This window comes from Saccharothrix ecbatanensis, assembly GCF_014205015.1.
Taxonomy (GTDB): domain Bacteria; phylum Actinomycetota; class Actinomycetes; order Mycobacteriales; family Pseudonocardiaceae; genus Actinosynnema; species Actinosynnema ecbatanense.
The window spans coordinates 8,429,209-8,451,895 of the sequence record NZ_JACHMO010000001.1 but is presented as its reverse complement, the minus strand read 5'-3'; the positions used below and the strand labels follow the sequence as shown (position 1 = coordinate 8,451,895).

The following is a 22,687-nucleotide window of genomic DNA, read 5'->3' as shown; positions in this document are numbered from 1 at the left end:
CGAGCCACACGGCCGACCCACCGCCACACGCGCCACACGCCCGGCCCACCGCCACCCCACACTCCACGCCCGCCACCCACGCCCCACCCCCACACCCACGGCCCACACCCACGGCCCACACCCACGCCGCACACCCACACCCACGGCCCACACCCACGGCCCACACCCACGCCGCACACCCACGGCCCGCACCCCACGCCCACGGCCCAACACCCCGACCGAGAACGACGAGTCCGCCGTTCTCCTGTGGACACCGGCCTCCTCCCAGTTCGCGCCGACAGCGGTGGAGGCCGGCCCAGAACCCCGGCTCGCAATGACCTGCCACCGGGAATTGCCCCCGTGACACGCGCCGAGACGCAGAATGTGGAGGTGTCGACTGCTGCCAGAGTGCTGGTGATCGAGGACGCGGAGGCGATTGGCGCCGCGGTGAGCTCCGCCCTGCGGGGCGCGGGCTACCAGGTTCAGGTCCGTCCGGACGGACGTGAGCTGGAGGGCGAGTTGGCCCGGTTCCGCCCGGATCTGGTCGTGCTCGACGTGATGCTGCCCGGTCGGGACGGCTTCATGCTCCTGGAGGTCATCCGGCGCAGTAGCGGGGCCGGGGTGGTGATGTTGACCGCCCGGGACGGGGTGTCCGATCGGCTGCGCGGGCTCGATCGGGGTGCGGACGACTACGTGGTGAAGCCGTTCGTGCTGGCCGAACTGGTCGCGCGGGTCAGTGCGGTGCTGCGGCGGCTGGGACGGACGCCGTCCACCTTGCAGATCGGCGACCTGGTGGTGGACGCCGATTCGGCGGTGGTGCTGCGGGGCGACGTGGCGGTCGAGTTGACCGCCACCGAACTGCGGCTGCTGCGGTACCTGGCCGCGCAGCGCGGGCGGGTGGTGGGGAAGACCCAGATCCTCACCGCGGTGTGGGGTTACGAGGACTACGACCCGAACCTGGTGGAGGTGCACGTCAGCGCACTGCGCCGGAAGTTGGAGGAGCACGGTCCGCGGTTGCTGCACACCGTGCGCGGGCTCGGCTACGTGCTCAGGGCGGACGACGCGTGAGCCTGCGGACCGTCTCGCTGCGCCGGCGGGTCACGCTCTCCGCGATCGGCGTGCTGGGCGTGGTGCTGATCGGAGTCGTGTTGTCGGTGGACGCGCTGTTCGCGACCCAGTCCAAACGGGACGTCGACACCGCGTTGCTGGAGAAGTCGCGAGTGGCGCAGCAACTGGTGAAGCAGCGGGTGCGCGGGGCGGATCTGGTGCGCCGGCTGGAAGGCCGGGGCGTGGAGGTCCTGCTGGTCATGCCCGACGGCACGGTGTTCGGGCAGGCGCCGGACGGGAAGGTGGCGAACGAGTTCAGCCGGGAGTTGATCGACGGGTCGAAGATCACGATGTACGCCGCGGAATCCATGATCGCCGCCGCGCAGACGCGGTTGCGGCGGTTGTTGATGGTGGTCGGGTTCGGCGCCTTGGCGGTGACGGCCGCGGCGATGGTGTGGGTGGTGCAGCGGGCCTTGGCGCCGTTGGACACGATGACCACACTGGCCCGCTCGATCGCCCGCGGTGACCGGGGGCACCGGCTCAACCCGTCGCGGGCGGACAACGAACTCGGCCGGACGGCTGCCGCGTTCGACGACATGCTGGACTCGTTGGAGGGATCGGAGGAGCGGACGAAGCGGTTCGTCGCCGACGCGGCGCACGAGCTGCGGACGCCCATCGCGGGCGTGCAGGCGGTGGCCGAGGCACTGATGCAGACCGCGACCGCGGAGGAGCGGGAGCGGTTGAACCTGTTGCTCGTGCGGGAGTCGCGGCGGGCCGGGCGGCTGGTGGACGACCTGCTCGCGTTGGCCAGGATCGAGGCCGGTCTCGAACTTCACCGCGAGCAGGTGGACCTGCTGGCGTTGGCCGAGGCCGAGGTGGGGCGGACGCAGTTGCTCGCGCCCGACTTCGACATCGCCGCTGAAGGCGAGCCGACGTTCGTCTCCGGCGACCCGCAACGGTTGGCGCAGGTGTTGGCCAACCTGGCCGACAACGCCCGCCAAGCCACCGGGCCGACGGGTCGGGTGCGGTTGTCGGTGTCGACGGCGGGCAGCTTCGCGCTGCTGGTCGTGTCGGACGACGGGCCGGGCGTGCCGCCGGAGAACCGCGAACGAATCTTCGACCGTTTGGTCCGGCTGGACGAGGCCAGGGACCAGCGTTCCGGGGGTTCGGGGCTCGGGCTGCCCATCGCGCGCGGTGTGGTGCGGGCACACGGCGGCGAACTGTCATGCGTCGCACCGGCCGACGTCGGTGTCGGCGGCTGGTATCACAACGGCGCCCCGCACGGCACCGCCTCGTCGAACCCGAACCCGAACCCCGATACAGGTGCGGGCGAGGGCGCGGAAACCGCTACAGCCGGCGCGGACGAGAGAATCGTGCGCCGAGGAGCAGCTTTCCTGGTGCGCATCCCGCTCGCGGAGTGAGCCCGGCAGGCGCCGCCAGGCACGCAGCGTGTGCCCACCTCGAACCCGGCCGAGGCGTCATGGCCGACGAGCGTTCAGGCTTCCTTCGGCGGGGTGACCTTCTTGACGTAGAGGAGCCGGTCACCCGCTTCCACCGCGTCCGCCTCCGGAGCGTCCACCCGGTACAGCTTGCCGTCGCGCACCACGCCCAGCACGATGTCCGGCAAGTGCCGCGGCGACCCACCGATCTCGGCCGGCTCCACGTCACGTTCCGCGATGGCCAGCCCGGCATCCGGCGTGAGCAGGTCCTCCACCATGTCCACCACGGACGGCGTGGCCGTCGCCATGCCCAGCAACCTGCCCGCCGTCTCACTGGACACCACGACCGAGTCCGCACCGGACTGGCGCAGCAGGTGCTCGTTCTCCCGCTCCCGCACCGACGCCACGATCTGGGCCTTCGGCGCCAACTCACGAGCCGTGAGCGTCACCAGAACCGCCGTGTCGTCACGGTTCGCCGCCACGACCACGGCCCGCGCCCGCGGCACGCCGGCAACGCGCAGCACGTCGTTGCTGGTTCCCGACCCGTGCACGGTCACCAACCCGATCGCGGACGCGGCGTCCAAGGCCTCCTGCGTGGTGTCGACCACGACGATCGAACCCGGCTCCGCCCCATCGCCCATCAGGGCGCTGACCGCGGACCGGCCCTTCGTGCCGTACCCGACGACGACCACGTGGTCCCGCACCTTGGTCCTCCACTTCTGGATGCGCAGCGCCTGCCGCGAACGCTCGGTGAGCACTTCGAGGGTCGTACCGACCAGGACGATCAGGAAGAGCACCCGCAAGGGGGTGATCACCAGAACGTTGACGAGCCTGGCCGACGAACTGGCGGGCGCGATGTCACCGTATCCGGTGGTCGACAGCGACACCGTGGCGTAGTACACGGCGTCCAACAAGGACATTCCGTCGCCGTTGACGTCACGGTAGCCGTCACGGTCGAAGTAGACGATCAGGACGGCCGCGATCAACGCGGTGAGGGCCCCGATGACGCGTTTCAGGATCGCCCGGACAGGGCTCTGCACCACGTCCGGCATCCTGATCACACCGACCAGCGAGTGCCCCGGCCGGCTGGCCAACGCCTCGCCGGGATGCAATCGGCGGATCATGACAACCTCTCCGGGAGTAGCCGCCACAACCGGGCTGCCGCCTCGGCGCCGCGGAGCAGCAGTGGGACGACGACGCGCTCGTTGGGCGCGTGGATGCGATCATCCGGCAACGTCGCGCCGAGGTAAACGACCGGCACCCCGAGCCAGCCGTGCAGCAGAGCGGCCGGACCGGAGCCACCCGTCCGGCTGAACCTCACCGGCTCCTCGAACACGGCCTGCACCGCGTCACGCACCGCGCCCACCGCCGGGTGGGACACGTCCACCGCATACGGCGGCACACCGTCACCGCGCGAGATCACCTCGGCGTGCAGCCCGTCCGGCGTGTGCTGGAGGACGAACTCGCGCAACGCGTCCGCGATCCGCTCCGGTCGCTGATCGGGCACGAGCCGGAAGGACAGCTTCACCGACGCCTGCGCCGGCACGATCGTCTTCAGACCCGGCCCGGTGTACCCGCCGTGGATGCCGTTGACCTCGGCGGTGGGGCGCACCCAAACCCGTTCCAACGTGGACCAGCCGGGCTCGCCGGCCAGCCCCTGCGCGCCGCCCGCGTTCGCCAGCCACACCGCCTCGTCGAACGGCAACGCGGCGTAGTCGACGCGTTCGGCCTCCGTCGGCTCTGTCACATCGGCGTAGAAATCCCGCAGTTGCACCCGCCCCGAGGAGTCGTGCAGGGCCGCGACCAACCGCGCGATGGCGGTCGCCGGGTTGGGCACGCTGCCGCCGATCCGCCCGGAGTGCGCGTCCGACGTCCCACCGGTGAACACCACCTCCGCGCCGTAGACCCCGCGCTGGCCGGTGCAGATCGTCGGCGCGTCACGCCCGTACAGCGGCGTGTCGGTGAACACGACCAAGTCACACGCGAGGTCGTCGCGGTGCTGGTCGAGGAGCCGGGTCAGGTGCGGCGAACCGGACTCCTCCTCACCCTCGATCAACAGCTTCAACGTCACCGCGGGCTGTGCCGCGCCGGTCGCCGCGAGGTGCGCCTTCAGCCCGAGCAGGTGCATCGCGACCTGCCCCTTGTCATCGCTCGCACCCCGTCCGAACAGCTCTTCGCCGATCAGCGTCGGTTCGAACGGCGGGTGGTGCCACTGCTCGACCGGGTCGACCGGCTGCACGTCGTGGTGGCCGTAGACCAGCACGGTCGGCGCTTCCGGCGAAGCGGCGGGCCAGCACGCGTAGACAGCGGGGAGTGCGGGGCCCTCGTCCCAGACCCGGACATCGGGCCAACCGTCGCGCCGCAAAGCCTCGGCCAGCCACTGCGCGGAAGCTCTCACGTCACCGTGGTGCGCCGGGTCGGCGCCGATCGACGGGATGGTCAGCCATTCGCGCAGGCCGACCAGGAAGTCGTCGGCGAACGCGGCCACGGCGGCACGCTCGGCATGTTCCGAAGTTTCGGGATCACCGCTCACGATGCGGGAGGATAACCCTGAGAGCGCAGCGTGGTGGTCGACATGACAGGGTGGTCCCATGGAACCCACTCGTTCCCGCACCTGGTCGGCGCTCGCGCTGGCGGGGCTGCTGGGCGCCTCCGGGGTTGCGCACTTCGCGAAGCCGAAGCCGTTCGACGCGATCGTGCCGAACGTGCTGCCGGGCGAGCCTCGGACCTGGACGTACCTGTCCGGGATCACCGAGTTGGCGCTGGCCGCGGCGGTGGCCGTGCCGCGCACACGTGGTGTCGGCGGAAAGCTGGCGGCGGGATTCTTCGCGGCGGTGTTCCCGGCCAACGTCAAGATGGCCTACGACCACCGGATGAAGTCACCCAAGGTGAAGGCCGTCGCCTACGGTCGGTTGCCACTCCAACTGCCGCTCATCGTGTGGGCCCTGCGCGTAGGGCGCTCAACCAGCTGATCACTCTCGGCACTGGGTTCGACACCCAGCGCGCCCGAGGGACTGTCATTGAACCCGCAACAAGTCCTAGGATGCCCGAGTGCAACCGCTCCTCCTTGCCGCGTCGGCGCTGGGTTGGCGCGGCATCGTCGTTCCCGACGTCGCCGTGCTTGGTCACCAGGTGTCGGCTGTCGTGCGGGTCCGTGCCGACGTGCACGAGTGGCGCAGCGCGAACGGCTGGCCGCCCCAGGCGGACCCGTCCTGGTTCCGCTCGTGGTTCGAGCCGGCCGCGTACGACCAGCTGCCGGTGCCCGCGGTCGAGCTGGTGGGGGTCCTGGTCGGTGAGTCCACGGTGGACCGCGCCTTGCAGTCGTGCGGGACGTTGATGACGCTCGCGCCGTGCTCGGTGGTGCTGCCCGCGCCGCAGGGTCCGCAGTCGTGGCCGTTGATCGAGCTGGACTACTACGGCATCGGCGTGGTCGGGGTGGACGCGTCCGGTGTGGCCGAGTTGATGGTGCCGCCGGAGGACCGGTCGACCGAGTTCGGCCCGTCGCTGTTCGGGCGTTGGCTGCTGGAAGTGCTCTACGACCGGGTGTTGAAGGAAGTCCCGGCACACGCGCGGGTGAACAGCTAGCTAGTTCGGGATGGAACGGACCAGCTCGCGCAGGCCGTCGGCGTCCAGCAGGTCGGCCGGGCGCAGCGTGTGGTCCTGGCGGACGTAGTGGAACGCCGCCCGCACCTTCTCGACCGGTGTTCCGGTCAACGCCGCCCACGCCAGCCGGTACGCCGCGAGCTGCACCGACAACGCGGGCAGGCGGTCGTCGTCCGGCACGGCGCCGGTCTTCCAGTCGACCACGGTCCAGCCGCCGTCGTCGTCGGCGAACACGGCGTCCATCCGGCCGCGCACGGACAGCCCGTCGATCTTCGCTTCGAACGGCACCTCGACGTCGTGCGGGACGCGGTCGGCCCACCGGCTCGCCAGGAACGCCTCCTGGAGTCGGGTGAGGTCGGCGTCCGGTGCGGCGCCCTCGTCGGCCGCGCCGGGCAGTTCGTCCAGGTCGAAGAGGCGACTCGCGCCGAACCGCTGCTCCAGCCACGTGTGGAACGCCGTGCCGCGGCGGGCCAGCGGGTTGGGCGGGAACGGCAGGGGGCGGCGCAGGCGGCGGGCGAGGCTGTCCGGGTCGGCGGCCAGTTCGACCAGTTGGCTGACCGAGAGGTGGTCGGGGAGGAGGACGCGTTCCCGACGGTCGGCCGCGGCGGCGCGTTCGGCGAGAAGCACATCGACATCCCGTGCCCAGCCGTCGGGGTCGTCCTCAGGCTCCACCTCGAACCCTGAGAATTCGGACCCGACCTCTACCTCGAACCCGGGCTCGGACTCCGGTTCGGGCTCGGGCTCCACGTCCGACCTGGGCTCCACGTCCGACCCGGACTCCGCGTCCGACCCGGGCTCCACGTCCGATTCGGGGTCCTCGAATGTGGAATTCGGGGGGCCTGAGTGTTCGACTCGCGGGGCCTGGGTGTTCGACTCGCGCGGGTCGTGGTCCTGGGGGTCGGGTGGTGGCTCGAAGTCGGGCGGTTCGGGGGGCAGGTCGTCGGACGGGACGGGTGGAGCGAGCGGGGTGGGCGGAGCGGGAGGGGTGGTGAGGTGGCGGTCGAGGGCGGCCAGGACCAGTTCGGCTCCCTCGGCGACGGCCGCACGGCGTTTGCCTAGCGGGTCGGTGGGCCACTGCGCGGTTTTCGTCTGCGACGCCAACGGGTTCGGCTCGTCCTCCGCCGGACGTGCCGCCCAGTGCGCGATGTCGGCCGGCGGGTGATCGGCGGCCAGCACCGACTCCCGGATCTCTGTCAAGAACGCCGACGGCCCCTTGGGCTTGTCCCCCGTCTCGCCCCACCAGTGCCCCGACACCAACAAACTGTGCTCGGACCTGGTCAGCGCGACGTAGAGCAACCGCCGTTCCTCCACCAGCCGCCGGGCGTCGAAGTCGTCCTCGTGCCCGGTCAGCGCCTCCTCCACCTCCTTGCGGTTGGCGCCGGGGGCGATGCGGAGCTTCGGCAGGTCCTCGGCGTCACCACGCAGGTCGGCGGGCAGCTCGGCCACCGCACGCAGCCAACTGGACGACTTCTTCCGCCCCGGGAACACGTCCTTCACCACGTGCGGCACGGCGACGATGTGCCACTCCAGGCCCTTCGCCGAGTGCATGGTCAGCACCTGCACCCGGTTCTCGGCCACCTCCACCTCGCCCGGTTCGAGGCCGTCCTCGGCCTGTTCGGCGGTGTACAGGTAGTCGAGCAGCGCGGGCAGGGTGGCCGACGGGCTGGCCGCGGCGAAGTCGTTCACCACGTCGGCGAACGCGTCCAGGTGCGCCCGGCCGACGCCGCCCGGCCGGGCCATCGCCTCGATGTCCAGCAGCAGGGTGCGTTCCACGTCGGCGACCAGTTCGGGCAACGGCTGGTCCAGGCGTCGCCGCAACGCCGACAGTTCCGCGCCCAGCCGACGGATCCGGCGGTACCCCTCGGCGGAGTACGCGGTCGGGTCGCCCGGGTCGTCCAACGCGTCCGCGAGACCGGCCAGTTCGGCGTGTTCACCGGGCAGGGCGTCGGCCAGCACGGCCAGCGGGTCGTCCACCACGGACTGGCGGCTCGGCGCGCCGGCCAGGTCACGGGCGCGCGTCCACAGCGCCGCCAGGTCGAACGCGGCGATCCGCCAGCGTGAGCCGGTGAGGAGCCGGGCGGCGGCGGTGCCGGCCAACGGGTCGACCAGGACGCGCAGGGCGCTGGTCAGGTCACGTACTTCAGGTTCGTCCAGCAGACCGCCGAGGCCGACGACTTCGACCGGCAGCCCGCGTTCCCGCAACGCCGCCGCGATGTTCGCCATGTCCGAACGCCGGCGCACCAGCACCGCGGCGGTCGGCGGCTCGTCGCTGGTGTCGAGGTGCGCCTCCCACTGCGCGGCGACGGTGTCGGCCACCCAGTCCAGTTCTTCGCGCACGTCGTTGAACAGGCCCACCCGCACGTCACCCGGACCGGCGCCCTCACGGGCACGCAGTTCGTCCACGTCCAAACCCATGGCGCGCAACGGAGCGGAGACGGCGTTGGCCAGCGCCAGCACCTCGGGCGGGTTGCGGAAGCTGGTCAGCAGCCCGAACTTCCTCGCCGGCGGGAAGTCGTGCACGAACCGCGGCAGGTTCGCCGCCGACGCGCCACGCCAGCCGTAGATCGCCTGCGCCGGGTCACCCACCGACGTCACGGCCATCGGCTCCCCGCGCCCGAACAGGGCACGCAGCAGAACGCGTTGCGCGTGGCCGGTGTCCTGGTACTCGTCCAGCAGCACGGCGCCGTAGCGCTCACGTTCGCCGCGCACGACCTCCGGGTGCTCGGACGCCAGCCGTGCGGCGAGGGACATCTGGTCGGCGAAGTCCATCGCCGCTTCCCGCCGCTTGCGCGCCTGGTACGCCTCGAGCAGCGGCAGCAGGTTGACGCGCAGGCGTTGGGCGTTGATCACCGCTTGCAACGATTGCGGCATGCCGTCGCCCTGCCGCTTCGTCTTGGGCGCGGACTCGATCACGTTGCACAGCCACTCGGCGTGCTCGCGCAGCGCGCCCGGCTCGACCAGGTGCTCCCCCAGTTCACCGGCCAGCGCGAGCAGGTAGCCGGTGACGGTGGCGGGCACCTTGTCGGTGTCGATGTCCTCCGCCCACGTCGACACCACGCGGTGCGCGAGCTGCCACGCCGCCGTCTCGGTGAGCAGCCGCACGCCCGGTTCGACGGGCAGCCGCAGGCCGTGTTCGCCGACGAGCCTGCCCGCGTACGCGTGGTAGGTGAGGATCACCGGCTCGGTGGTCAGCACCGCGGCACGCCGTTCACCGCTCGGGTCGAGCCGGTCGAGCAGCGGTGAGCCGCCCAGCCGGCGCAGCCTCAGCCTGACCCGGTCGGACAGCTGCCGCGCGGCCTTGCGGGTGAACGTCAGGCCGAGGACCCGCTCGGGCGTGACGAAGCCGTTCGCCACCAGGTAGACCACGCGGGCGGCCATCGTCTCGGTCTTGCCCGCCCCGGCGCCGGCCACGACGAGCGCCGGCGCGGTGGGCGCGGACACGACCGCCGCCTGCTCAGGGGTGGGTTTGGGCAGGCCCAGCGCTTCGGCGACCTCGAACGGACCGGCGAGCGCCATCGGCTCACCCGCACGTTCGATCCCGCTCGGCACGACCACGTCCCGCATTCTCCGTTGTCGGGCCGCGCCTGCTTCGGCGACCCGCAGGCCGCCACAGTAATCCCTGGTCAGACCTCCCCTAGTGGCTCACCTGCCGGCCGGACGAGTGCACCGGGCAGGACGTGCGGGCCGGGCAGCGATCACAGTCCGCGTTCTCCGCCGCCCGGTACTCGGGGCCGACGCTGGAACCGGCGGCCAGCTGCACGGCCTCCAGCCAGACCCGGACGCCCTGCTCGTCCAGCGGCGCCTGTTCCAGCTCGGTCGCGCCGGTCTTCTTGTTCTCCTTGGCCACGTACAGCAGCCGCGCGCCGCCCGGATCGGTGCCGAGCCCGAGGTGCGTGAAGCCACCCAGCGCCGACGCGAGCTGGTAGACGGCCAGCTGCGGGTGCTGTCTGGCCTCCTCCTTGGTCACCGGGTTCTTGCCGGTCTTCACGTCCACCACGACCGGCCGCCCCTCCCGGTCGGTCTCCAGCCGGTCGACCCGGCCGCGCACCCGCAGGAACGGCCCGCCCTCCTGCTTGGGCACCTCGACCGAGATCTCCTCCTCGACCGCGACCTGGGTCAGCTGGGCACGGCTGGACGCCAGCCACGCCAGGAACGTGTCGAGCATCCGTTCCACCCGGATCCGCTCGCGTCTGGAGAACCAGGGCGCGCCCGCGTCCACCGCGGCCCACGCCTCGTCCAGCTTGACCCGCAGTTCCTTCTCGTCCGCGCCCGTCGCGGCGGCCTGCGCCAACGCGTGCACGAGGGTGCCGGTGATCGACGCCAGCTCGGCCGGGTCTTGCCCGCCGTGCCGCTCCACAACCCACCTCAGCGGGCACTTCGCCAGGATCTCCACCGTGGACGGCGACACGCTGACCGTGTGCTCCTCGGTCCACAAAGGACTGTCCGTGGTGACGTCCGCCAAGCCGTACCAGGAATCCGGGTGCGCCCCCGGCACGCCCTCGGCCGCCAACCGTGCCAGCTGGACGGCCGCGCGTTCGCGCCGTTCCATCGGCTCGTCCTCCGAGCACACCACCCGCCGCAGCTCGCCGACCAGCTCGGCCAGCACCAGCCCGCGCTCGGGGGTGAACGTCGGCCGCTCCGGCTCGTCGGTGGACAGCTCCTCGATCTCGTCCAGGAACCGCGACGGCTGTTCGTCCTCCCCGCGCACCGCGCTGACCAGCAACGTCTGCCGGGCCCGGCTCGCCGCGACGAGCAGCAGCCGGCGTTCCTCGGCCAGGATCGGCGCCACCGCGGACACCGTTTCCGTCGACATGCCCGCCACCACGTCGACCATGCGCTCGACGCCGAGCAGCGACCCACGCAGCCGCAGGTCGGGCCAGCTGCCCTCCTGCACGCCCGGCACGGCCACGACCGTCCACTCCCGACCGGCGGCGGCGTGCGCGGTGAGGACTGAGACGGCCTCACCGGTCGGCGCGGACGCCGCCAGCGTGTCACCCACGATCTCCTGAGCGGCCAGGTAGTCCGCGAAACCCTCGGCGCTCGAGCCCGGCAGCCGGTCCACGTACTTCGCCGCCGCCTCGAACAACGCCACGATCGCGTCCAGGTCGCGGTCCGCCTGCATGCCGACCGTGCCGCGGCGGGCCGACTGCGCCACCCAGCGCAGTTCGAGGCCGGTGGTCTGCCACAGCTCCCACAGCACCTGTTCGACGGTCAGCCCGTCCGCGATCCCCTTGCGCGCCTTGCGCAACAGCCCGCCGATCCGCCGCGCGGGCAACGCCTCGGCGTCCTCCAGCGCGGCCAGCCGGTCGTCCGACTCGATCACCTCGACCAGCAGCTCACCGCTCGGCCGGTCACGCCCTGCGGCCAGCTCCAGCCGACGCAGACCGCGCCGCAAACGCCGCAGTGCCAACGGGTCCGCGCCGCCCAGGGGTGACGACAGCAGCATCGCCGCGGTGTCCTCGTCGAGGGTGCCGGGCACGGCCGCGCAGCGCAGCAACGCCAGGAACGGCATCACCGCGGGCTGTCTGGCCAACGGCAGTTCGTCCCGCGGCACGGCCACCGGCACGCCCGCCGCCAACAACGCGCGTTGCAGCACCGGCAACGACCTCGTCGCCGACCGCGCGACCACCGCCATGTGCGACCACGGCACCTCGTCGATCAGGTGCGCGCGGCGCAGCTGGTCCGCCACCCAGCCCGCTTCCTGAGCGGCGGACGCGAACAGCCTGACCTGCACGTTCCCCTCGCCGTCCACGGGTGACACCGCTCGGGTCGGGGACGCGCCGGGCAGTCGTGCCGCCAGCCGACCCACCGCGGCCCGGATCTCCGGCGCCATCCGGTAGCCGGTGGTGAGCACGACGGCCGGCCCGTCCGCCTCGGCCAGCAACGTCGGATCGGCGCCGCGGAACGAGAACACCGACTGATCAGGATCACCCGCCAGGATGAATTCCTGCGCGGCCTCGCCCAGCACCCGGATGAACTCGAACTGCAACGGGTCGAGGTGCTGCGCGTCGTCCACCAGCAGGTGCCGGACGCGCCGCCGTTCGCCGGCCAGGACGTCCGGCTCGGTCTGGAACGCCAGCAGCGCGCTGCCCACCAACTCCGCCGCGTCGAACGACGGCGCATGCCCCTGCCCGCTGCTGGCCAGCAGGTTCACCTGTTCGTACTGGGTGGCGAACATGCCGGCCGCGACCCATTCCTCGCGGGAGTGCTTGCGGCCCAGTTCGGTCAGGTCCTCCGGGGCGAGCCCGCGTTCGGTGGCACGCAGCATCAGGTCGCGCAGCTCGTGGGCGAAGCCGGGCAGCGTCAACGCGGGCCTGAGCCGCTCGGGCCACTTGGGCGCGCCCATGCTCGCGTCACCGGCGAGGAGTTCGCGGACCACCGCGTCCTGCTCCGGGCCGGAGAGCAGCCGGGGGGCGGGCTCGCCGTTGTGCACGGTCTGCGCCCGGAGCACGGCGAAGGCGTACGAGTGGACGGTTCTGACCAGCGGTTCTTGGGTCGTGGGCAACGCACCTTCGTCGGCCGCGCCGGTCAGCAGCCGGGTGATGTGCGCCCGCATCGACTCCGCTGCGCGCCGGTTCGGAGTGAGCACCAGCACGTTCTCGGGGTGCACACCGCCGTGCAGCACCCGGTGCGCCACCACCTCGGCCAGCAACGTCGACTTGCCAGTGCCAGGGCCGCCCAGCACCCGCAACGGCCCACCGACGTGGTCGAACACAGCGCGGCCGGGCGCGTCCCACTCACGCCGGGGCTCCTCCTGCCGCACCCGGCGCACCAACAACGGCGCCCTCTTCACTGCCACGGATGCATAGAACCACGCACCCCCGACAATGTTGGATTGCCGCTGCTCCGCAGACGGCGGGCTCGGTCGCCTGGAAGTCGATCGTTCGCGACCTCGCGGCGTGTGGCATCGCCGACTGACATGGAAAGCTGTCCCCGTGGACGAAGAGTTGCACGAGATGATCCGCGCGGTGGTGCGCAAGATCCCGCGCGGACGGGTGGCGACCTACGGTGACGTCGCCGACATCGCCCGCGCGCCGTCACCCCGGCTGGTCGGCGCCGTCCTCAACCAGGACGGGCACGACCTGCCGTGGCACCGGGTGCTGCGCGCCAACGGCACGTGCGCGCCCCACATCGCCGACCAGCAGCTCCAACTGCTGCGCGAAGAAGGCGTGGTGGCCGACGGGGGCAAGGTCGACCTGCGCACGTACCGCTGGGAAGACGCGGTCAAGGAGAAGGCTGAGGAGCCTCCCGCTCTCTGGTGACCCGAGCCTCCACCCGCGCCACCTCACGTTCGACCTCGGCGTCACGGGTCAGCGCGGCGGCCAGGCGCAGCTGGGGCAACGCCTCGTCGTTCCTGCTCTGCCGACTGAGCGTGCGGCCGAGCAGCAGTCGGGTGTAGCCGTCCGACGGGTCGAGTTCGACGAGGGTGTGAAGCACACCTTCCGCCTTCCCCAGCGCGGCGGACTGGAAGTGCGCCAACGCCAGTTCCGTCAGCACGGTCCGGTCGCGCGGCGCTTCCTCCGCCGCCTGGACCAGGTAACGGGCAGCGCTGCTCGGGTCGCCCGCCGCACGGAACTCACGTCCCTTGCGCAGCAGCTCCAAGACGTCGGTCATGACAGCTCCTCGTCTGTTGAGGTGACGTGCGGGACGTGTGTGCGGCCCAGTCGCCCGGCTTGGAAGTCCTCGATGGCTTGCAGGATCTCGGCGCGCGTGTTCATCACGAACGGCCCGTAGCGCGCGACGGGCTCGTCAAGCGGCAGGCCGCCCAGGATCAGGACGTCCCACGTCGTGTCGGCTTTCATGGTCAGCGCGGCGCCGTCGTGCTCGAACACGGCCAACTGGCCCTCTTCGAGCGGTCGGTGCTCCGCGCCGGTCGTGCCGCGGCCGGACAACACGTAGACCATCGCGTTGAAGTCCGTCGGCCACGGCAGGGTCAGGCGGGCGTGCGGGCTGAGCGTGGCGTGCAGGTAGGTGATCGGCGTGTGCGTCATGCCGGGCCCGCGGTAGCCCGCCACGTCACCGGCGATGACGCGGACCAGCGCGCCACCGTCGTCGCTGGACAGCAGCTTGGTGTCCTGAGCGCTGATGTCCTGGTAACGCGGCGGCGTCCACTTGGCGGCCTTCGGCAGGTTGACCCACAGCTGCACGCCGTGGAGCAGACCGCCCTTGGCCACCAGGTCCTGCGAGGGCAGCTCGGAATGAAGCAGCCCACTACCAGCAGTCATCCACTGCGTGTCGCCGTCGGTGATCAGCCCACCGCCGCCGGTCGAGTCCTCGTGCACGAACGCGCCGTCGATCATGTACGTGACGGTCTCGAAGCCGCGGTGCGGGTGCCACGGCGCGCCCTTCGCCTCACCGGGGCCGTACTCGACGGCGCCCATGTGGTCGAGGAGCAGGAACGGGTCCGCGAGCGCCAGGTCGACGCCCGGGAACGGACGGCGGACCTGGAAGCCCTCGCCTTCGAGGAACTTCTGCGCCCGCACGACCTTCCGCACCTTGCGCCACGCCGTGGCGGCTTCGGGCAGTTCGGGAAGACGGGGCAGGGTCAGGGTGTCGGCGGTGACGGCGGGCATGGCTGCCTCCTTGGGCCTGACCGCGTTGGTTCAGCGGTCTCACCCTCGTCAACCTAGTTGAAACCTCAACTATTCCGCGAGCGGCAGCGCGCTACCAGCCCTCGTCACGCATGACGGGCCCGTCGAAGTCCGCGTCGCGCGGCTGGGGTCGGGATGACGGCGGCGGAGGCGTCGGAGGTCGCGTCGGAGGTTCGGGCAGCAGCACGGGCGCCTCCCGCACCACACCCTCGTTCTGCAACGGCGTGTAGACGTCTCGAACCGCCGCACGCGCCCGGCCGGCGGCCTCCTGCGCGATCCCCACCACCAGCGCGGCGAGCCGTCGTGGGTCCTGGCCCAGCGCGGACGGCGCGAGTTCCAGCCCGGTCAGCATCCCGCCGGCGTCGACCGAGACGCGCACCGACCCGTCCGGGGACGACGCCTCACCGGTCGCCGCGATGGCGCGTTCCCGTGCGGCGCGGAGAGTTTCGTTGCGCCGGTGGACGCGGGAGTACAGGTGCGCCGCCTGTTCGGTCAACTGGGCCGCACGTCGGTTCAGCTCCTCCGAGGAGTTCACGCCGGCCCCTGTTCCTCGTACCGGTCACGGTCCGGGTCGAACACGCCTCCGGGCCTGTCGTACGGCCCGTCCGCACGGCGTCTCGGTTCGGGCACCAGGTCGGTCTTGTCCGTCGGCCTCGGGTGCGACCCCTGGTCCTCGTCGGACAGCCCGAACGAACCGGGGTCGAACGACGGCGCCGTGATGATCACCGGCCGCTCCGGCCGGACCTCGGCGAGCTTGGCCCCGGACACGAACGTGGCCAGCTCGCGGATGCCGACTTCGACCGCGTCGCGCTGGACGCCGACCTGGTCGATCATGCTCTCGCCGGCCTTGACCATGTCGTCCAGCACGCCGATCTCGCTGCTCGCGTCGATCACCGCGCCGGCGACGCCCGCGGAGCCGCTGACCGCGCTGCCCATCACGCTGATCACGGCGAGGAGCGCGGGTGTGCCGGTGCCCACGCTCGCGATCGTGCCGAGCACCCCGGCCACGGCGCCCACCACGGTCAGCGCGACCTTCCAGTCGTCCGCGCCCGCCTCCTCGATGCCCCGCAGCGCCAGGTCCACCAGGTCCAGGGCGTCGTTGCGCATGGCCAGCACCACGGCCGAGCACGAGCGCAGGATCACGATCAGCGCGTCGACGCAGTCGGCCAACAGGTTGATCGCGTCTTCGAGCTTGAGCAGGAAGTCGCGGAAGTCGTCGGCCGCGTCGCCCTCCCAGCCCTCCATGTCCTGCTGCGCGCCGCCCAGGTGCTCACGCAGGTCCTTGGCCAGCACGTACTTGGCCTCGGTCAGGTGTCCGACCATCTCCTCGACGCGATCGGGGTCACCGCACACGAAGGCGTCGAACAGCGAACTGATCTGCGGACTCAGGAACGGCATCATCCCGTACGAGTCGTTCTCGCGCCCGAGAGCGATCAGGTGGTCGCGCTGGCCGAACGCGTTGTCGACCCACTCGTCGTAGCCGCTCATCCCTGACCGTCCGCCTGCCGGTACCGCGACGCGATCTCACGGAGCGCCTTCGAGGCGAGTTCGAGGTTGCCCACGTTGTCCTGCAACACCTGCTGGAGGAAGTCCGTGGTGACCTGGAAGTCGTTCCGGGTGCCCTGGAACAGGTCGCGATCGCTTGACGGGTGGTTGGTGAACGCCCCCGGCGCCTGTTCCATCGCCCGGTTGAGGTTCGCCAGCACCTCCGCCAGCGTGTTCGCCATGCCGGGCAGCCGCTTGTTTGCCACGCTGTCGAGTTGTTCCAACTGAACCGAGAACTGATCGCCCATGGGTCCTCCTGTCGGATTCACGGCCACCGTAGCGACGGTCCGTGATCGTCCGCAGGAGATTTGGGTTCAGGCCGTCGGTCGAGTCCTCGGTCAGGCGACGTCTTGGAAGCAGCGGGCCTCGTAGTAGCGGAGGAGGACCGCTTCGACCACGCGCAGGTGGGCGCCGATGGGAGCGGCGACGACCGCCGCGCCGGAGGCGACCACGGCCTGGTGGAAGAGGCCGGGGGCGAGGAGCCAGGAGGCGACCGCCACGCGGCCGGACGCGGAGGCGACGACGTCCGAGATGTGCGGGGTGGCGGTGGCGGCGTAGCCGATGGTCACCGGGCCGCCGACGCGGTGGGACAACGCCGTGGCGACCGCGCGGACGTCGGCCAGCGCACGCGGGTCGGACGAACCGGCGGCGGCCAGGACGACCGAGTCGCCCGGAGTCCAGCCGGCTTCCGTCAGGCGGGCCAGGAGCGCGGGCAGCAGCGCCGGGCCGATCGGGTCGGTGATGACCGTGTCCGGGTGTCCGGACGCCTCGACCTGCGCCGGGATGTCCACCCGGACGTGGTACCCGGCGGCCAGGAACGCGGGCACGACGACGGCCGGCCCGGAGATCGACGACAGCACCGCGGTGACGTCCGGTTGGCGCACGTCGGCGTATGCGACGCGCACCGGCACACCACCGAGCCGGGCGCTCACCAGGGAAGCGATCTCTTCCACCACCACGGCCCCGGCGGGGTCACGGGTGCCGTGCGCGACGAGGACGAGCGTCATACAGCCACTCCGGCAGGGTCCATGGCCAGTCGGTAACCGCGCTTCACGACCGTCGCCACCATGCGAGGCTCACCGAGCGCGGTGCGGAGGCGGCCGATCGCGGTTTCCACGGCGTGCTCCTCGCCGCCGCTGGGCAGGGCCGCCAACAGCTCGCGCCGGGACACGACCCGACCACGCGCGGCGGCCAGGACCCGGAGCACAGCCATCGGCGCGGGCGGGACGGGGCGGAGCTCGCCGTCCACCACCACGGCCTGGCCGCGCAGTTCGATGTCACGGGCGGCGATCCGCAGCCGGGTCGCCCGCGCGGGCAGTTCGAGGGTCAGCTCACGCGCCAACGCGCCGATGCGCGCACGGGCGGGCTGCACCACCGGGATACCGGCGGCCACCAACGGCCCCGCGGTGATCGAGCCGACGCCGACGACCAGGACTTCCCGGCGCAGCAACGAAACCAGTTCCGACAGCTTCCCAGAAGCGTCCGCGACCCGCAGCACGGAAGCCGCGGCGGGGGCGCTGGTGAACGTCAGAGCGTCCACCTGACCCGCCAGCACCGCCTCCAGCAGGCGTTCCAACGGCGCCGGGTCGGACGGGCCCGTCCACCGGTACACCGGCACCTCGACGACCGTGGCGCCGGCCGCGCGCAGCGTCGACGTGAACTCCGGCAGCGGCTCGCCGTGCAGCTGCACGGCGATGCGCTTGCCCGACACACCGGCACGCATCAGGTAGTCCAGCAACTCGGCGTTGCTCTCGCTCTCCGGCGACCACGCGTCCACCAGACCGGCGGCACGCACGGCACCCCGAGCCTTCGGCCCACGCGCCAACACGTGCGCCCCCGACAGCCGGGTCAGCAGCCGTGCGCCCAGACCCCAGCCCTCGGCCGCCTCGACCCAGCCGCGGAAGCCGATGCCGGTGGTCGCCACGGCGACGTCCACCGGCTCCTCCACCACGGCCTTCGTCGCGGCCAGCAGCTCCGCGTCGTCGGGCAGCGGCACGATCCGGATGGCGGGACCCTGGAGCACGGTCGCGCCCTTGCGCTCCAGCAAAGCCGAGAGCTCGTCGGCCCGCCGGGCGGCGGTCACACCGACCGTGTACCCGGCCAGCGGGGCGGCGTTCACGGTGACCCGACCTGGATGATGCCGTCGGTCACGACCACCGGGTGCACCGGCACCCCGGTCGAGGGGTCGTCCAGGCACTTGCCGGTGGTCAGCTCGAACGCCTGCTTGTAGACCGGCGACACGACCACCGGCACGCCACCCCGGTCGCCGACGATCCCGCGCGACATCACCGCCGCGCCGCTGAACGGGTCGATGTTGCCCAACGCGTGCACGGTCCCGGCCGAGGTGAGGAACACCGCCACCTGGGAACCGTCGGGGAGCAGGGCCGCCACCCCTTGGTCGGGCCGAAGGGCGCTCAACTCGCACACAGGTGTCATCGGGAAACCTCCGGACTCTCCGCCTCACCGAAAGCGGGAACACCCAACAAGACCGGCACTTTCTGGCCGCGCTCTTCACGGAACGAGATCGTCGGGTCGGGCGTGTCGGGCGCGTTGACGAACGACGTGAAGCGGGACAGCTTCTCCGGGTCCTCCAGCACGCCACGCCATTCGTCGGCGTAGTTGTCCACGTGCTTCTCCATCGCGGCCTCCAGGTCGGCGCAGATGCCGAGGCTGTCGTCCACGATGACGTCGCGCAGGTGGTCCAGCCCGCCTTCCAGCGACTCGATCCAGGTCGAGGTGCGCTGCAACCGGTCCGCCGTGCGGATGTAGAACATCAGGAACCGGTCGATCAGCTTGATCAGGGTCCGGGTGTCCACATCGGACGCGATCAGGTCCGCGTGCCGGGGCGTGAAGCCGCCGTTGCCGCCGACGTACAGGTTCCAGCCGTTCTCGGTCGCGATGATGCCGAAGTCCTTGCCCCGCGCCTCGGCGCACTCGCGCGCGCAGCCGGACACGGCGGACTTGAGCTTGTGCGGCGACCGCAGGCCCCGGTAGCGCAGTTCCAGTTCGATGGCCAGCGACACCGAGTCCTGCACGCCGAACCGGCACCACGTGGTGCCGACGCACGACTTCACCGTGCGCAGCGCCTTGCCGTAGGCGTGCCCGGACTCGAAACCGGCGTCCACCAAGCGCTTCCAGATCGCCGGCAGCTGGTCGACGGTCGCGCCGAACAGGTCGATCCGCTGCCCGCCGGTGATCTTGGTGTACAGCCCGTAGTCGCGGGCGACCTCGCCGATGACGATCAGCTTCTCCGGGGTGATCTCGCCGCCGGGGATGCGCGGCACGACCGAGTAGGTGCCGTTGCGCTGCATGTTGGCCAGGAAGCGGTCGTTGGTGTCCTGGAGGGTGGCCTGCTCGCCCTCCAGCACGTGCCCGTTGTCCAGCGACGCGAGGATCGAGGCGACGGCGGGCTTGCAGATGTCGCAGCCGAGGCCGCGGCCGTGCCGGGTGATCAGGTCGGTGAACGTGGTGATGCCGGTGGAGCGGACGACCTCGAACAGCTCGGCGCGGGAGTGGTCGAAGTGCTCGCACAGCGCCTTGGACTGCTCGACACCGCACTCGGACAGCAGCTTCTTCAGCATCGGCACGCACGAGCCGCAGCCGGTGCCCGCCTTGGTGCACGCCTTGATGCCCGGCACGTCGACCGCGTCGCCGGAGTTCACCACGTCCACGATCTGCTGCTTGGTGACCGCGTGGCACGAGCACACCTGCGCGTCGTGCGGCAGCGTCAGCTCGACGCCGCCCTCCGGCCCGATCAGGGCCACCGGGTCACCGGGCAGGGCACGCCCGACGAGGGGCCGCAGCGACGTGTACTTGGACGCGTCGCCGACGAGGATGCCGCCGAGCAGGGTCTTCGCGTCGTCGGACACCACGAGCTTGGCGTAGGTGCCGGCGACGGCGTCGTTGACGACGACCTCCAGCGCGCCCTCTTCCTTCGCGTGGGCGTCGCCGAACGAGGCCACGTCCACGCCGAGCAGCTTCAGCTTGGTGGACATGTCGGCTCCGGGGAACTCCGCGCCGCCGCCGAGCAGGCGGTCGGCCACCACTTCGGCCATGGAGTACCCGGGAGCGACCAGTCCGTACACCATTCCGTCGAGGTTGGCGCACTCGCCGATGGCGTAGATGTCGTGGTCGGACGTGCGGCAGGCCTTGTCCACCACGATGCCGCCGCGCGGGCCGACCTCGAGGCCGAACGAGCGGGCGAGCTCGTCGCGCGGCCGGATGCCGGCGGAGAACACCACCACGTCCAGGTCCAGCTCGACGCCGTTGGACAGCTTGGCGATGAGCCGGCCGCGGTCCTCTTCGATGGACGACGCGGACGTGCCGGTGTGCACGGTCAGGTCCAGCTTCTCGACCAGCCGCTTGAGCAGCCCGGCGCCGCCCTCGTCCACCTGGAGCGGCATCAGGCGCGGGCCCAGCTCGACCACGTGCGGCGAGATGCCCATCCCGCGCAACGCGTTCGCGGCTTCCAGCCCGAGCAGGCCGCCGCCGAGCACCATGCCCGCGTGCCGGCCGCCGCCGCGCGCCGACTCGACCGTGGCGCGGATGCCGTCCAGGTCGTCGATGGTCCGGTAGACGTGACATCCGGGCAGGTCACGGCCCGGCACCGGGGGGACGAACGGCACCGAGCCGGTGGCCAGCACCAGCGCGTCGTACGGCTGCACCCGACCACTCGTCGTGCGCACCACCTTGGCGTCCCGGTCGATGTGCACGACCTGGTCGTTCAGGCGCAGTTCCACGGTGTCGTCGTGCGGAGGGAGGCTCAGCGAGCCCGCGTCCCAGCTGTCCACATAGGACGACAGCGCGACGCGGTCGTAAGCGGGACGGGACTCCTCGGCGAACACGACGATCCGCCACTGGCCGGTGACGTCCTTCTCGCGGAGGGCCTCCACGAGCCGGTGACCGACCATGCCGTGACCGGCGACTACCAGCGTTCGCGTCATGGGACCAACCCCTCCTTCTGCCCGGGTCAATGCTCACCGGGCACCGTGTCGTGCCAAGGTCGCGAATGTTGCGCAGGTGTTAAAGCAGCCTCACGCCGCACTTCAGAGCGTTGTGTGTGTCACACACCGGCATATGCGAGGCTCGGACGCCGCGCGAAGACCCTGCGACGCATGTAGAACCACCAGGTGGTGGCCATGCACAGGCCGTAGAACACGAGGAACGCGGTCAGCGCCGGGGCGAGCGTCTTGCTGCCCTCCAGCGAGAACTTGAAGACCAGGTTCACCAGCACGCCGCCGAACGCGCCGATCGCGCCCGCGATGCCGACCACCGCCGCGGCCTGCCGCTTCGCCGAACGCACGTCGTCGCTCTGGGCGGCGAAGATGGCCGGGATCATCCGGTAGGTGGAGCCGTTGCCGACGCCGGCCAGCACGAACAGCGCGATGAACGCGCTGAAGAACAGCGCGAAGCTGCGGGTCTCGATGCTGATCAGCAGGCCGACCGTGCCGACCGCCAGGCCGAGGAACACCGCCATGGTGATCCGGGCGCCGCCGAACCGGTCCGACAGCCAGCCGCCGAACGGCCTGCTCACCGAGCCGATGAGGGCGCCGAGGAACGCCAGCGCGACGAAGCTCTTGTACTCCACGAAGCTCAGCTTGATCAGCGACGGGAACGCGAACGAGAAGCCGATGAACGAGCCGAACGTGCCGATGTACAGGAACGACATCACCCACGTGTGCTTGTTCGACATCGCCTTCTTGTACGACGAGCCGTCCGGCTTGGCCTGCGTGAGGCTGTCCATCAGGAACCACGCGCACGCCGAGGCGATGACGACGAACGGCATCCAGAACAGCGCCGCGTAGGCCAGGTTGATGCCCGTGCCGAGGGAGATGATGATCGGCACGACCAGCTGCACCATCGCCACGCCGAGGTTGCCGCCCGCCGCGTTGAGGCCGAGCGCCAGGCCCTTCTTGCCCTCCGGGTAGAAGAACGAGATGTTCGCCATCGAGGACGAGAAGTTGCCGCCGCCGAAGCCCATCGCGGCCGATGTGAGCAGGAAGAACCAGTACGGCGTGCTCGGATCGGCCACCGCGATCGCCAGCATCGTGCAGGGGATCAGCAGCAGCGCGGCGCTGATCGTGGTCCACGCCCGGCCGCCGAACTTCGGCACCGCGAACGTGTAGGGGATGCGCAGCACCGCGCCGACCAGGTTCGGCACGATCAGCAGCCAGAACGTCTGGCCGACGCTGAAGCTGAAGCCGACGGAGCCGAGGCTCACGACGACGATGCTCATCAGGCTCCACACCGTGAAGCCCAGGTTCTCCGCCAGGATGGAGAAGATCAGGTTCTTGCGGGCCACCTTCTTGCCGGTCGTCTCCCAGAACGACGGGTCTTCCGGCTCCCAGTTGTCGATCCACCGACCACGCCGCTTCGCCTGCGGCGTCACGCTCTCGGTCTCCACCACTGTGCTCATTGGACCCTCCCGGACACCGATTTCCCGTTGCCGGAACCGTAAGAACGGTCCGTTACCCCGACGTTCAG

General features: G+C 71.2%; 19 protein-coding genes. 5 read left to right on the top strand and 14 right to left on the bottom strand.

What is annotated here, in order from left to right; translation table 11 throughout:
• Positions 1 to 369: 369 nt before the first annotated feature.
• Together F4560_RS37505 and F4560_RS37500 are read left to right on the top strand one after the other, a co-directional pair.
• A complete protein-coding gene (locus F4560_RS37505; RefSeq protein WP_184927805.1) occupies positions 370 to 1,047 on the top strand; it encodes a response regulator transcription factor in 678 nt (225 codons plus the stop codon).
• On the top strand, positions 1,044 to 2,447 hold the full coding sequence (locus tag F4560_RS37500) for a sensor histidine kinase (RefSeq protein WP_312869709.1): 1,404 nt from the start codon (positions 1,044 to 1,046) through the stop codon (positions 2,445 to 2,447). Before F4560_RS37505 ends, F4560_RS37500 begins: the two co-directional genes overlap by 4 nt.
• Positions 2,448 to 2,521: 74 nt before the next feature.
• On the opposite strand, the gene F4560_RS37495 is transcribed toward F4560_RS37500, so the two are convergent.
• Positions 2,522 to 3,589, bottom strand: a complete 1,068-nt coding sequence (locus tag F4560_RS37495) for a potassium channel family protein (RefSeq protein ID WP_184927804.1) — start codon at positions 3,587 to 3,589, stop codon at positions 2,522 to 2,524.
• Complete coding sequence (locus F4560_RS37490; RefSeq protein WP_184927803.1) at positions 3,586 to 4,998, bottom strand: M20/M25/M40 family metallo-hydrolase; 1,413 nt, start codon at positions 4,996 to 4,998, stop codon at positions 3,586 to 3,588. The genes F4560_RS37495 and F4560_RS37490 overlap by 4 nt, the downstream gene beginning before the upstream one ends.
• Positions 4,999 to 5,056: 58 nt before the next feature.
• Here F4560_RS37490 and F4560_RS37485 point away from each other — a divergent pair, with 58 nt between their 5' ends.
• The gene (locus F4560_RS37485) at positions 5,057 to 5,437 is read left to right on the top strand and encodes a DoxX family protein (protein WP_184927802.1); all 381 of its coding nucleotides are present in this window, start codon (positions 5,057 to 5,059) and stop codon (positions 5,435 to 5,437) included.
• 79 nt (positions 5,438 to 5,516) lie between these two features.
• Complete coding sequence (locus F4560_RS37480; RefSeq protein WP_184927801.1) at positions 5,517 to 6,050, top strand: hypothetical protein; 534 nt, start codon at positions 5,517 to 5,519, stop codon at positions 6,048 to 6,050.
• Here the strand turns inward: F4560_RS37480 and F4560_RS37475 are convergent, their stop codons facing one another.
• Together F4560_RS37475 and F4560_RS37470 are read right to left on the bottom strand one after the other, a co-directional pair.
• Positions 6,051 to 9,584, bottom strand: a complete 3,534-nt coding sequence (locus F4560_RS37475) for an ATP-dependent helicase (protein ID WP_184929626.1) — start codon at positions 9,582 to 9,584, stop codon at positions 6,051 to 6,053.
• A 118-nt stretch (positions 9,585 to 9,702) separates the two neighbouring features.
• Entirely contained in the window at positions 9,703 to 12,861 is a 3,159-nt protein-coding gene (locus F4560_RS37470) for an ATP-dependent helicase (protein WP_184929625.1), read from the bottom strand.
• A 142-nt stretch (positions 12,862 to 13,003) separates the two neighbouring features.
• Between F4560_RS37470 and F4560_RS37465 the strand changes: the two genes are divergently transcribed.
• Positions 13,004 to 13,330, top strand: coding sequence for an MGMT family protein (locus F4560_RS37465; protein WP_184927800.1), 327 nt, complete (start codon positions 13,004 to 13,006; stop codon positions 13,328 to 13,330).
• Here F4560_RS37465 and F4560_RS37460 read toward each other — a convergent pair.
• The 10 genes from F4560_RS37460 to F4560_RS37415 form a co-directional block, all read right to left on the bottom strand.
• Positions 13,293 to 13,682: a tetratricopeptide repeat protein gene (locus tag F4560_RS37460; protein ID WP_184927799.1), complete on the bottom strand. Its 390-nt coding sequence runs from the start codon at positions 13,680 to 13,682 to the stop codon at positions 13,293 to 13,295. The two genes, F4560_RS37465 and F4560_RS37460, sit on opposite strands and share 38 nt — an antisense overlap.
• Positions 13,679 to 14,641: a pirin family protein gene (locus tag F4560_RS37455; RefSeq protein ID WP_184927798.1), complete on the bottom strand. Its 963-nt coding sequence runs from the start codon at positions 14,639 to 14,641 to the stop codon at positions 13,679 to 13,681. The genes F4560_RS37460 and F4560_RS37455 overlap by 4 nt, the downstream gene beginning before the upstream one ends.
• Before the next feature lie 91 nt (positions 14,642 to 14,732).
• Positions 14,733 to 15,194: a YbaB/EbfC family nucleoid-associated protein gene (locus tag F4560_RS37450; RefSeq protein ID WP_184927797.1), complete on the bottom strand. Its 462-nt coding sequence runs from the start codon at positions 15,192 to 15,194 to the stop codon at positions 14,733 to 14,735.
• Entirely contained in the window at positions 15,191 to 16,147 is a 957-nt protein-coding gene (locus tag F4560_RS37445; protein WP_184927796.1) for a hypothetical protein, read from the bottom strand. The genes F4560_RS37450 and F4560_RS37445 overlap by 4 nt, the downstream gene beginning before the upstream one ends.
• Positions 16,144 to 16,452: a hypothetical protein gene (locus F4560_RS37440; RefSeq protein ID WP_184927795.1), complete on the bottom strand. Its 309-nt coding sequence runs from the start codon at positions 16,450 to 16,452 to the stop codon at positions 16,144 to 16,146. Before F4560_RS37440 ends, F4560_RS37445 begins: the two co-directional genes overlap by 4 nt.
• Before the next feature lie 90 nt (positions 16,453 to 16,542).
• The gene (locus tag F4560_RS37435; RefSeq protein ID WP_184927794.1) at positions 16,543 to 17,211 is read right to left on the bottom strand and encodes a sirohydrochlorin chelatase; all 669 of its coding nucleotides are present in this window, start codon (positions 17,209 to 17,211) and stop codon (positions 16,543 to 16,545) included.
• A complete protein-coding gene (locus F4560_RS37430; protein WP_184927793.1) occupies positions 17,208 to 18,323 on the bottom strand; it encodes a uroporphyrinogen-III synthase in 1,116 nt (371 codons plus the stop codon). The genes F4560_RS37435 and F4560_RS37430 overlap by 4 nt, the downstream gene beginning before the upstream one ends.
• Entirely contained in the window at positions 18,320 to 18,640 is a 321-nt protein-coding gene (gene nirD / locus F4560_RS37425; RefSeq protein ID WP_184927792.1) for a nitrite reductase small subunit NirD, read from the bottom strand. The genes F4560_RS37430 and nirD overlap by 4 nt, the downstream gene beginning before the upstream one ends.
• Positions 18,637 to 21,147: a nitrite reductase large subunit NirB gene (gene nirB, locus F4560_RS37420; protein WP_184927791.1), complete on the bottom strand. Its 2,511-nt coding sequence runs from the start codon at positions 21,145 to 21,147 to the stop codon at positions 18,637 to 18,639. Before nirB ends, nirD begins: the two co-directional genes overlap by 4 nt.
• 119 nt (positions 21,148 to 21,266) lie before the next feature.
• Complete coding sequence (locus F4560_RS37415; protein ID WP_184927790.1) at positions 21,267 to 22,619, bottom strand: MFS transporter; 1,353 nt, start codon at positions 22,617 to 22,619, stop codon at positions 21,267 to 21,269.
• Between the last annotated feature and the right edge of the window lie 68 nt (positions 22,620 to 22,687).

Coding starts and splice junctions, on each gene's coding strand:
- nirB (WP_184927791.1), bottom strand. CDS start 21,147: ATGACGCGAACGCTGGTAGTCGCCGGTCACGGCATGGTCGGTCACCGG.
- F4560_RS37475 (WP_184929626.1), bottom strand. CDS start 9,584: ATGGCGCTCGCCGGTCCGTTCGAGGTCGCCGAAGCGCTGGGCCTGCCC.
- F4560_RS37445 (WP_184927796.1), bottom strand. CDS start 16,147: ATGAGCGGCTACGACGAGTGGGTCGACAACGCGTTCGGCCAGCGCGAC.
- F4560_RS37415 (WP_184927790.1), bottom strand. CDS start 22,619: ATGAGCACAGTGGTGGAGACCGAGAGCGTGACGCCGCAGGCGAAGCGG.
- F4560_RS37460 (WP_184927799.1), bottom strand. CDS start 13,682: ATGACCGACGTCTTGGAGCTGCTGCGCAAGGGACGTGAGTTCCGTGCG.
- F4560_RS37455 (WP_184927798.1), bottom strand. CDS start 14,641: ATGCCCGCCGTCACCGCCGACACCCTGACCCTGCCCCGTCTTCCCGAA.
- nirD (WP_184927792.1), bottom strand. CDS start 18,640: ATGACACCTGTGTGCGAGTTGAGCGCCCTTCGGCCCGACCAAGGGGTG.
- F4560_RS37435 (WP_184927794.1), bottom strand. CDS start 17,211: ATGACGCTCGTCCTCGTCGCGCACGGCACCCGTGACCCCGCCGGGGCC.
- F4560_RS37495 (WP_184927804.1), bottom strand. CDS start 3,589: ATGATCCGCCGATTGCATCCCGGCGAGGCGTTGGCCAGCCGGCCGGGG.
- F4560_RS37485 (WP_184927802.1), top strand. CDS start 5,057: ATGGAACCCACTCGTTCCCGCACCTGGTCGGCGCTCGCGCTGGCGGGG.
- F4560_RS37440 (WP_184927795.1), bottom strand. CDS start 16,452: ATGGGCGATCAGTTCTCGGTTCAGTTGGAACAACTCGACAGCGTGGCA.